Genomic DNA, 11,034 nt, shown 5'->3' with positions numbered 1-11,034 from the left:
TACCAGCGCACCGCCCACAGGATCACATCACCCTGGAAATGGCGCCACTTGAAATCCGTCATCGTTCCGTCCGTCCAATCTCCGCCAAGCATGCTCAAGCTTCACGATTTTTGCAACAGAGCCCTCGAAGATATGGCCGCCGAGAACCTCGACGACATCCTTCTCGCCGATCTTGACATGGGTGTCGCTGCCCTCGGCGATGCGCACCGCCGCGTGGCGGATCACCTTGCCGATCTCGCGCTCCAGGTTCCGCACGCCGGCTTCCCGCGTGTAGAAGCTGATGATCGCCTGCAGCGAGGCATCGTCGATCTCGACCTGCTCGGCGCTCACCCCGTTCGCCTCGAGCTGGCGGCCGACCAGATAGCGGCGGGCGATGTGGAGCTTCTCCTCCTCGGTGTAGCCGGGGAGCGAGATCACCTCCATCCGGTCGCGCAACGGTCCGGGGATGGTGTCGAGCATGTTGGCGGTCGCGATGAACACGACCCGGCTGAGATCGAAGGGCACGCCGAGATAATTGTCGCGGAAGGTGCCGTTCTGCTCGGGGTCGAGAACCTCCAGCATCGCTGCCGACGGATCGCCCTGGACGCCGCGGCCCAGCTTGTCGATCTCGTCGAGCATCATCACGCAGTCGCGCGTGCCCGCCTTGCGGATCGCCTGGATGATGTTGCCCGGCAGCGCGCCGATATAGGTGCGCCGGTGGCCGCGTATCTCGGCCTCGTCATGGACGCCGCCCAGGCTGACGCGGACGAACTCGCGCCCCATCGCCTTGGCGATCGACTGGCCGAGCGAGGTCTTGCCGACCCCCGGGGGGCCCGCGAAGCACAGGATCGGCGCCTTGCTCTCAGGCGCCAGCTTGCGGACCGCGAGATATTCGATGATCCGCTTCTTGATCTTCTCCAGCCCATAATGGTCGGCGTCGAGCTGGGCCCGCGCCTCGGCGATGTCGATGTCCTTGTGCGCGGGCAGCGCCCAGGGCAGTTCGGTCAGCCAATCGAGATAGGTGCGGATGATGCCGTGCTCGGCCGCGCCGTCGGGCATGCGCTCCAGCCGGCGCAGCTCCTTCGTGGCCTGCTTCTCGACCTCTTCGGGCATGCCGGCTCCGGCGATGGCTTCCCTGAGTTCGGCGATCTCGGCCGAATTGCCCTCGTCCTCGCCGAGCTGGCGCTGGATCTCGGCCATCTGCTCGCGCAGCAGATGCTCGCGCTGGCGGTTGCCGAGCTTCTCCTGCACGCCCTTGCCGATCTCGGCCGACAGGCGCAGCACCTCGAGCCGCTGGGCGAGCAGCGCCATGACCTTGTCGAGGCGCGGCTGCAGCGCGACCGTCTCCAATATGTCCTGCTTCTCGTTGGCGCCGATATCGAGATAGGCCGCCGTCAGGTCGGCCAGCGCGCCGGGCGCCGCGATCGTGCGGATCGCGTCGGCCAGGCCCTGCGGCGCCTGCGGCAGCAGCCCCACCGTCTCCAGCGCCTGGTTGCGCAGGTTGATGAAGCGCGCCTCGACCTCGTTGCCCTCGGGTGCGGGCTCCTCGATGCGCTCGATCCGGGCGACGAGGAACGGCCAGCCGTCGAGGAATTCGACGACGCGGAAGCGTGTCTCGCCCTGGACGATCAGGTGATGGGTCTCGTCGGGCCCGGTGATGTAGCGCAGCACATTGGCGATGGTGCCCATGCGGTGCATGTCGAGCGGACCGGGCTCCTTGGCGTCGGCGTCGCGCTGGGCGAGCACGCCGACGGGGCGGCTCTCGCGAACCGCCGCCTGCGCCGCGTTGATCGACACCGGCCGGCCGATCGCCAGCGGCATCACCACCTCGGGGAACATCACGAAGTTGCGGACCGGCACGATGATCATCGCGTCGGCGGGAAGTTCGGGCAGGCGGGGACCGGCGTCGGTCCGTGCCTCCTGCGCCTCGATCGTCTTGCTGTCGGCCAGGTCGGTCATCGCCGCAGCCCTCCATTCACCTTGTTCAACGTCACGAGCAGGCATCCATGCACGCTCGACCGGCGAACCGAGTCATAGCGGCCCGGCGGCAGCGGCAGGCGTCGTTCGAACCGGCCTTGCGGGAGTTCGAGCCGATGGATCTTGGCGATGCGCAGTTCGGGAGGCAGGATCCGGTAGCCGCGGACGACCAGCACGCCGTCGTCGATGAACGCCTCGGTCTGGTCGAGGTCGACCCCGGGCAGCGCGACGAGCACGAGCAGTTCGCCCTCGGTCTCGAGCATGTCGGCCGGCGGCTCCCAACTGGGCGCGCCGCCGCTCGCCCGCGACGGGGCGAAGGCCTGCTGATGCAGGCGCTGCACGCGGTCGATCAGGTCGACGGCTTCCGCCCACATCCAATCCCGCGATCGGCCAGAATTCATGTGACGTCCTCTCTCGGCGGCCGGGGGTGTGCCGTGGGGCACGGCCGCTCCCCCGTAATAAGGAAACGCGGACCCGCAATTTCAAGCGGTGCCCGAAACGAGCCTAGCGTCCCGCCGTTCGACGCCGGGGAGCGTCCGAAGTTCCGGCCCGCAAGACGGGGCGCATCCAGATAGAGCCGGTCTGCACACTGCAATAGCGGGCACCGTGGTGCGTATATGCGTTAGGTAGAACGAAAATGTGCAGGAGATCATGATGGCTAGAGCGATCGTCGACACGACCGCTGGAACGGTGCGGGGAACAATCGAAGCGGGCGTTCGCCGCTTCCGCGGCGTTCCCTATGCGGCCGCGCCGGTGGGCGACCGTCGCTTCGCCGCCCCCGCGCCCGCCGAACCCTGGGAAGGCGTGCGCGACGCGGTCGACCCCGGCCCCAACGCCCCCCATCGGGTCAAGGCATTCCCCGGCCTCGACGTCACACCGCTGATCGGCAGCGGCTGGGTTCAGGGCGACGATTATTTGTCGGCCAATATCTGGACGCCCGAGGCCAATGGCGGCGGCCGGCCGGTGATGGTGTGGATCCACGGCGGCGGCTTCGTGATCGGCAGCAAGGACGTGTCGATCAGCGACGGCGCCGCCTTCGCCCGCGCCGGTCTGGTCTGTTTCGCGATCAACTACCGCATGGGCATCGACGGCTTCCTTCCAATCCCGGGCGTGCCCACCAATCTGGGCCTGCGCGACATGATCGCAGCGCTGCAGTGGGTGCGCGCGAATGCCGCGGCATTCGGCGGCGATCCGCGCAATATCACGGTGTTCGGCGAGTCCGCGGGCGCCATGGCGATCGCCGACCTGATCGCTTCCCCGCTCGCCAAAGGCCTGTTCCGCCGCGCTATCATCCAGAGCGGCCATGCCGGCATGACCCGCGAGATCCCGGTGACGCAGCGACTGGTCAAGAAGCTGGCCAAGCTGCTGCGGGTGACGCCCGACCGGGCCGGCTTCGCCAGCGTGGCGCCGGGCGATGCGCTCGACGCGGTCGAGCAGATATCGGCGCCGACCGCGCGGATCGACCTGCGCGATTCGAGGGGGCATGAGCCGATGTTCGGCCTCAGTCGCTTCATGCCCGTCCATGGCGACGACGTCCTTCCGCTCCAACCGCTCGAAGCTTTGCGGCGCGGCGCGGGGAGCGATGTCGAGGTCCTGATCGGCACCAATGCGGAGGAGATGAATCTCTACCTCGTCCCCTCCGGGGTGCGCGACAAGATCGGTGGCCTGCTCGCGACATTCCTGCTCAGCCGATCGCAACCGGGCGCGCGCAGGGTGCTCAAGGCCTATGGCCTGGGGAAGCATGGCGTGAAGCCCGGACAGGCGCTGACCGACGCGATGAACGACCTCGTCTTCCGCTGGCCCGCGCGCCGTTTCGCCGAGGAGCATCAGGGCCGGACGCATATGTACGAGTTCGACTGGCGCTCGCCCGCCTTCAAGGGCGAGCTCGGCTCCTGCCACGCGGTCGAACTGCCCTTCGTGTTCGACACGCTCGCGACCGCGACGGGCGCGCAGGGCCTGGTCGGGGAAGCCCCGCCGCAGCAGCTCGCCGATCGCATGCATCGGCTTTGGGTCGACTTCGCCCGCGACGGCAACCTGCCCTGGTCGCCGTTCGACCGCGAGAAAAGGCTGGTCTATTCGATTTCGGACGGACTCGCCCGTTCCGAACCACGCCTGCCGGCGGCGACCTTTCTTCCTTGATTTCAGACACTTGATCGGGCCGGTCAATTGTCCGAGCCGATCGGCAAAGCCGGCGGTGCATCAGGACCTTTCTGAAAGGTAAGCTATCGGATAGGTCCTCTTCATTGGTTGGCGCCAGATCATCAAAGGTCGGCGCGTTTCAGGAGAGGACCACAGATGCGCTTCACCACCATGCTCGTCTCGGGATGTGCGTTCGTCGCGCTCGCCGCCTCGTCGGCCGTCGCGCAGCAGGCCGCCCCCGCCGCGGCCGAGGAAGCGACCGGCGATCAGGACATCATCGTCACCGCCCGCAAGCGCAACGAAACCCTTCTCGACGTTCCGGTCGCGGTGACCGCCGTTTCCGGCGACGTGTTGGCGAAGCGCAGCATCAACTCGGTCCGCGAGGCAGCCCTTCTGTCGCCGGGTCTGAACATCAACAGCGATGGTGCCGGCCGCGCCTTCGTGTCGATCCGCGGCGTCGGCGTCACCATCGTCAGCACCGTGCAGCCGGGTGTCGGCCTGTTTGTCGACGGCATCTATCGTCCCAACACCGCCTATCTCAACAACCCGCTGAACGACGTCGAACGGATCGAGGTGCTGCGCGGCCCGCAGGGCACGCTCTACGGCAAGAATACGCTCGGCGGCGCGATCAACGTCATTACCCGCCAGCCGGGCAACGTCTTCGAAGCGCGCGGCATGGCGAGCTATGCCGGCCCCGACAACGCCTGGCAGGTCGGCGCTTCGGTGGCCGGACCGATCGTCGAAGACAAGCTGGCGGTCCGTGTCGCCGGGTCGCACCGCGAACAGGACGGCTTCATCAACAACGTCATAATCGGCGGCAAGTCGAACAAGTTCAACACCGACTCGATCAACGCCACCATCCGCGCGACGCCAACCGAAGACCTGACGATCACCATCGGCGGCTATTATGACTGGGTGAAAGGCACCAATGTCCCCTATGCCCGCGTCACCGGCCCGACCGACTATCTGCGCACCAACCAGTTCAACGCGTTGGGTGTCGCCAATTACAAATATCGTGGCGTCAATGCGAAGATCGAAACCCCGATCGAAGCACTCGCCAGCAAGCTGACCCTTCAGGCAGCCTATGACCTGCGCAACACCGTTTCGCCGGACTCGGACGCCGACTTCGGCCCGCTGAACGCGGTCCGCGACAACAGCCGCGACCGCCTGCGCACGACAACGACCGAGCTTCGCCTCGACAGCGACTTGAGCGACCAGATCTCGACCTTGTTCGGCCTGTTCTACAGCCGCGAAACGACCTCGGCCTCGCTGGCGCGCACTATCGTCATCGCCGGAAATGCCGTGGTACGGCAGACCGACAAGCGCGTGGGAAATACCTACGCCGCGTTCGGCACGCTATTCTGGAAGCCCAACATCGATTGGGAAGTGGCCCTCGGCCTGCGGTACGACCATGAAAGCCGCAAGGCTTCGGGCACCGTCAATGGGGCGGCGCTCCCCGATGCCAGCCTCAAATCGGATCAGGTCCAGCCCAAGCTGACCGTGACCCGTCACTGGAACACCAGCATGATGAGCTACGCCTCGGTGGCGCGCGGTTATCGTGGCGGTGGCTTCAACGCCCCCAACGCGCCATTCCGGACCTACAAGGGCGACTCCGCCTGGACGTACGAGGCCGGGACCAAATATTCGACCCGCGCGCTCTCGCTGTCGGCCGCAGTCTTCTACAACGACTATAAGGATTATATCGGCCCCAACTCGGTCGCGCCGGCTCTCCCCTCCGGCCTCGTCACGGTCGACCTGAACAGCGGCGATGTCGAAAGCTACGGCGTCGAACTCGAAGGGCTGGTGCGGCCGACCCAGCAATGGACGATCAGCGGTAGCCTCACCTACATGCACGCCCGCCTGACGGACAGTTCGCCTTATACCGCCGTCACCGGCCGCACGCTTTCGAGCGACCGCCTCACCTTCCAGCCGGACATCATGTTCAGCCTGTCGAGCGACTATGCCGTGCCGATCGGCGACGACACGCTGACCTTCAGCGCCGGCGTGCAGGGCAAGGGCAAGCGCCTCGCCGGGACGCTCAACGAGACCACGCCGACCTTCCTGAAGGGCTATGCGCTGGTCAACGGCTCGATCACCTACAAGACCGGTCCGTTCGAGCTGGCGATCTTCGGCAACAACCTGCTCAACAAGAAGTATTTCGAGAGCTACATCGAGAAGACGGCGTCCCTGCTCGCGGGCCTGCCGGCGGCTTCCGACCTGGGCATCATCGGGGATCGTCGTCGCTACGGCGTCCGCGCCTCCTTCAAATATTGAGACAGGCCATGACCGCGCCCCTGCCCAATTTCGACCGCAAGCCGCTGCCCACGGGCTTCCTCGACGAGGTTCGTGCGGTGGTCGGCGACCGGCTCGGCACCGGGGAGGCGATCCGCCTCCAGCATGGGTCGAGCTAGACCCATTTCGATCCGGTGCTGCCCGATGCGGTCGCCTTCGTTCGCTCGACCGAAGAGGTGGCGGCGCTGGTCAGGCTGTGCGTCGCCGCCGAGGTACCGATCATAGCCTTCGGCGCCGGCACCTCGCTCGAGGGCAACGTCACCCCGGTCAAGGGCGGCCTCACGATCGACCTGTCGGAGATGAACGCGATCCTCGAGGTGAACCAGGAGGATTTCGACTGCACCGTCCAGGCGGGGGTGCGGCGCGAACAGCTCAACGAACATCTGCGCGACCAGGGGCTGTTCTTCCCGATCGATCCCGGGGCCAACGCCACCATCGGCGGCATGGCGTCGACCCGTGCGTCCGGCACCAACGCGGTGCGCTACGGTACGATGCGCGAGGCGATCCTGTCGCTGCGCGTCGTCACCCCCGACGGCAAGGTGATCCGTACCGCGCGCCGGGCGCGCAAGTCGGCGGCGGGCTACGACCTGACCCGTCTGATGATCGGCGCCGAAGGCACGCTGGGCATCATCACCGAGATCACCCTGCGCCTGCACGGCATTCCCGAGGCGATCTCCTCGGCGGTCTGCTCCTTCGAGACCCTCAAGGGCGCGGTCGACACCGTCGTCCAGTCGATCCAGATCGGCGTGCCGGTCGCGCGGATCGAGATCCTCGACGATGCGCAGGTTCGGGCCTGCAACGCCTATTCGAAGCTCGACTATCCCGAAAAGACGACCCTGCTGTTCGAATTCCACGGCTCCGAACGCTATGTCGAGGAGCAGGTCGAGACGGTGCGCGAGATCGCCGGCTATAATGGCGGCGGCGAGTTCCTCTGGTCGAACCTGCCCGAAGAACGCAACCGGCTGTGGAAAGCGCGGCACGAGGCCTATTACGCCGCGGTCAACCAGCGCCCCGGCGCGGTCGGCTGGACCACCGACGTCTGCGTGCCGATCAGCCGCCTCGCCGAATGCATCGTCGAGACCAAGGAAGATCTTGCGACGTCGTCGGTACCCTCGACGATCCTCGGCCATGTCGGCGACGGCAATTTCCACGTGATCTTCGCGATCGATCCCAAAAGGCCGGAGGAGATGATCGAGGTCGAGGCACTCAACGACCGGATCGTCGCCCGCGCGCTCGCCATGGACGGCACCTGTACCGGCGAACATGGCATCGGTCTGGGCAAGCAGCAGTTCCTCGTCGACGAACTGGGTGACGCGGTCGAAATGATGCGGCTGATCAAGCGTGCGATCGACCCGAAGGACCTGTTCAACCCCGGCAAGATATTCCAGCTTTGAACGAAGGCCCGGTTCCGTCCGGGCCTCCGTCATGTCCGCTGGAAAGGATCTGCCCGTGAACAGCCGCCACCTCGTCGACCCCGAACTCCTGCCCGTTCTGGAGCAGTTTCCGGACAGCGAGCTCAGCCGCGAAAGCCTGCCTGCGCTGCGCGAGCAGTTGAGGGCGATGCTGCCGCCGGCGCAGACCGACGCGGCGATCGAGGTGAAGACCGTCGCCGGCCCTGCGGGGGGCCCCGACATCCAGCTGCGCGTCCTGCGACCGAAGGACGCGGCCGCCGCCCCGCTTCCCGTCATCTATCACATCCATGGCGGCGGCTTTGTCGCCGGCACCGCGGATCAGGGGGACATGTCCAACGGGCCGCTGGCGATCGAGCTGAACTGCGCGATCGTCTCGGTCGACTATCGGCTCGCGCCCGAGACCGTGTTTCCCGGCTCGATCGAGGACTGCTATGCCGGCCTTGCCTGGGTCTTCGCCAACGCCGCCGAACAGGGTTTCGATACGGCCCGGATCGGCGTGATGGGCGAAAGCGCGGGCGGCGGCCTTGCCGCGGCGCTGGCGCTGCTGGCGCGCGACCGCGGCGAATATCCCCTCGCCTTCCAGCAGCTCATCTATCCGATGCTCGACGATCGCAACGGCAGCGGCGCCGAACCCCATCCCTTCGTCGGCGAATATGTCTGGACGCCGGAAAAGAACCGCTTCGGCTGGGAAGCCCTGCTCGGCCATGCGCCCGGCGGCGCCGACGTTTCGCCCTATGCGGCGCCCGCCCGCGCGACCGACCTGTCAGGCCTGCCGCCGACCTTCCTCTACGCCGGAGCGCTCGATCTCTTCCTGGAGGAGAATCTCGATTATGCGCGCCGCCTCGCCCGCGCAGGCGTGCCGATCGAATTCCATCTTTTTCCCGGAGCCTTCCACGCCTTCGAACTGCAGGCCGACGCCTATGTCAGCCGGCAGGCGCGGCAGCTCAGCCAGTCGGCCCTCAGGAGGTTCCTTGCCCCTCGCACCTGACCCAACGCGCGCCGAACCGCGCCTGTCCGCCGCGCTGCCCGCGCTGTTCGCCCTGGCGCTGGCGCTGGCCATCGGCACGATGTCGATCTTCCTTTTCAGCATCGTCCAGGAGGCCGCCAAGGCCGAACTGGGCCTGACAGACAACCAGCTCGGCTTCATCCAGGGCGTGGGCGCGGCGGCGCCGCTCGCCGTGCTGGCGGTGCCGATCGGACGACTGGTCGACAGCAGCAACCGGATGCGGCTCCTGCTCCTGCTGGTGCTCGGCTGGACGATCGGGCTGGTGCTGACCGCCTTCGCCGACAGCGTCACCGGGCTGTTCATCGCCCGGATGTTCGTCGCGGTGGGCGGCTTCTGTTCGGTCACCGCCGCTATCTCGATCGCGGCCGACATGTGCCCGCCGACCCAGCGCGGCAGCGCGATGCTGGTCCTGACGCTCGGCAAATGGGGCGGCAGCGCGGGTGCGTTCGCGCTGGGCGGCTGGCTGTTCGGCATGCTCGGCACGATGGTGCTTCCCGCATGGATCGGCCCGGTCGCGCCTTGGCGCGGGGTCCATCTCGCCGTGGCCGCGATCGGCGTGATCGTGTGCCTGCCGCTGCTGTTCGTCCGCGAGCCGGCCCGGCGCGAGACGGTCGCGGGCGCCGATGCTCCCTTCTCGGTCGCGATGCGCGAACTTTGGGACCGGCGTGCCTTCATCCTTCCCTTGTTCGCCGGCCAGCTCTCGGTCGCGATGATCGATACCGCCGCCGGCATCTGGGCCGCGCCGGTGCTGAGCCGCAGCTATGGGCTCCAGCCCGATCAGTTCGCCCAGTGGATGGGCCTGGTCGTCTTCGCCGCCGGCGTGATCGGATCGATCCTGGGCGGTCTTGTCGCCGACTGGGGCCATCGCCTTCCGCGCCGTGGCGGCATCCTGATCGGCGCGATCGCGGCGACGACCCTGTCGGTGCCGATGTCACTTTTCCCGCTCGCCCCCGACGTGCCCAGTTTCGCGCTGATGCTCGGGCTCTTCCTGTTCTGCGGCACAGCCGCCGGGCTGATCGTCGGCGTCACCATCACGGTCCTGCTGCCCAACGAGCTGCGCGGATTCTGCATTGGGCTGTTCGTGGCGCTGGCCGGCGTCCTCGGCTTCGGCGTGGCGCCGCCGCTGATCACGCTGGTCAGCGGCCTGCTGGGCGGGGAGAGCCATCTGGGCACCGCGCTCGCGATCGTCGGCGTCGTGATCACGGCGATCGCCTCGCTCGCCTTCCCCCTGGCGATGCGCCACGCGCCGCGCGATTCGACCTCGCTCGCCACATGACCTTTACCTTTCTGATAGGTCTCGACAAACCTATCAGGAAGGTCTAGCTTTTCCTCGATAGGATGAGAGGATGCGCTGGATGGTCGAGCGGGACTGGGTACAGGTCTCCCACGAGATGGCGGCAATGGTAGGCGCGGGCGCGTTGCCGCAACGCCCCTGGCCGGCCGAACCGGTTGCGCTCAGCTACACGCTCGGCTGCGTCGGTACCCCTGCCACGGTCCGCTGGCATGCCGATCCCTCCGCCGCGACGCTCGGCGACGACCAGCTTCTCCTGATCGTCTCCGCCTCGGCGATCGAGCGGCTGTTCGGCGCGCTGCCCGAGGGGCGCGACGGCGCCTTCCACATCACCCGCGAACTGCGCGAGATCGCCCTGGCCATCCGCGACTGCGACATGCCCGAAGGCGCGCGCGAGCCCTACCGTCTCGCCAAGAGCATCGAATTGCTGTGCGATACGCTGCGCCTGATCGGGGACAGCGCGCTGGTTCCGGTGCTGGGGGAGAGCCATTTGTCACAGGAGGACAGCCGCCGCATCCTCAATGCAAGGTCGATGATCGACGAGCGCTGGGCGGAGAAGCTGACGCTCGACACGCTGTCGCGCGCCTGCGGTCTCAACCGCGCCAAGCTGACCCGCGGTTTCCGCGACATGTTCGACTGTTCGATCGCCGATGCGCTGGCCGAGAAACGGCTCGAGGGTGCGAAGATGCTGCTCCTGTCGACCGACCTGCCGGTCGCATCGGTCGGCTATCGCTGCGGCTATCTCAACAATGCCAGCTTCACCCGCGCCTTCAGTCGCCGCTTCGGCACCGCGCCGACCCAGTATCGCGCGCGGAGGCTCTGTTGCAAAAATCGTGAAGCTTGAGCATGCTTGGCGGAGATTGGACGGACGGAACGATGACGGATTTCAAGTGGCGCCATTTCCAGGGTGATGTGATCCTGTGGGCGGTGCGCTGGTA

6 protein-coding genes and 2 pseudogenes are annotated in these 11,034 nt (G+C 67.0%); 6 read left to right on the top strand and 2 right to left on the bottom strand.

Features of this window, described 5'->3' with window-relative positions:
- Positions 1–186: 186 nt before the first annotated feature.
- Positions 187–1,848: pseudogene (lon, locus tag GQO94_RS20330) on the bottom strand (endopeptidase La); the annotation flags it as partial.
- A gap of 86 nt (positions 1,849–1,934) precedes the next feature.
- On the bottom strand, positions 1,935–2,330 hold the full coding sequence (locus GQO94_RS20325) for an Hsp20/alpha crystallin family protein (protein ID WP_198046083.1): 396 nt from the start codon (positions 2,328–2,330) through the stop codon (positions 1,935–1,937).
- A gap of 280 nt (positions 2,331–2,610) precedes the next feature.
- Here GQO94_RS20325 and GQO94_RS20320 point away from each other — a divergent pair, with 280 nt between their 5' ends.
- From GQO94_RS20320 to GQO94_RS20295, 6 genes and pseudogenes are all read left to right on the top strand, one after another.
- Complete coding sequence (locus tag GQO94_RS20320) at positions 2,611–4,095, top strand: carboxylesterase/lipase family protein (protein ID WP_232333063.1); 1,485 nt, start codon at positions 2,611–2,613, stop codon at positions 4,093–4,095.
- 156 nt (positions 4,096–4,251) lie between these two features.
- A complete protein-coding gene (locus GQO94_RS20315) occupies positions 4,252–6,369 on the top strand; it encodes a TonB-dependent receptor (RefSeq protein ID WP_156843207.1) in 2,118 nt (705 codons plus the stop codon).
- An 8-nt stretch (positions 6,370–6,377) separates the two neighbouring features.
- Positions 6,378–7,781: pseudogene (locus tag GQO94_RS20310) on the top strand (FAD-binding oxidoreductase).
- A gap of 55 nt (positions 7,782–7,836) precedes the next feature.
- A complete protein-coding gene (locus GQO94_RS20305; protein WP_156843206.1) occupies positions 7,837–8,787 on the top strand; it encodes an alpha/beta hydrolase in 951 nt (316 codons plus the stop codon).
- Positions 8,771–10,081 (top strand): MFS transporter, encoded by a 1,311-nt coding sequence (locus GQO94_RS20300; protein WP_232333061.1) that lies wholly within the window; start codon positions 8,771–8,773, stop codon positions 10,079–10,081. The genes GQO94_RS20305 and GQO94_RS20300 overlap by 17 nt, the downstream gene beginning before the upstream one ends.
- Positions 10,082–10,151: 70 nt before the next feature.
- Positions 10,152–10,940: a helix-turn-helix domain-containing protein gene (locus GQO94_RS20295; protein WP_232333060.1), complete on the top strand. Its 789-nt coding sequence runs from the start codon at positions 10,152–10,154 to the stop codon at positions 10,938–10,940.
- Positions 10,941–11,034 lie beyond the last annotated feature (94 nt).

The sequence above is a fragment of the Novosphingobium aquimarinum genome (assembly GCF_009746585.1).
Classification (GTDB): Bacteria; Pseudomonadota; Alphaproteobacteria; order Sphingomonadales; family Sphingomonadaceae; genus Novosphingobium; species Novosphingobium aquimarinum.
Note: the sequence above shows the minus strand (reverse complement) of the source record. Positions and strands in the feature narration are given on the sequence as shown.

What these genes read in the sequence shown, in the direction of transcription:
- GQO94_RS20315 (WP_156843207.1), top strand. Translation starts at nt 4,252, where the DNA reads ATGCGCTTCACCACCATGCTCGTCTCGGGATGTGCGTTCGTCGCGCTC.
- GQO94_RS20325 (WP_198046083.1), bottom strand. Translation starts at nt 2,330, where the DNA reads ATGTGGGCGGAAGCCGTCGACCTGATCGACCGCGTGCAGCGCCTGCAT.
- GQO94_RS20295 (WP_232333060.1), top strand. Translation starts at nt 10,152, where the DNA reads ATGCGCTGGATGGTCGAGCGGGACTGGGTACAGGTCTCCCACGAGATG.
- GQO94_RS20320 (WP_232333063.1), top strand. Translation starts at nt 2,611, where the DNA reads ATGGCTAGAGCGATCGTCGACACGACCGCTGGAACGGTGCGGGGAACA.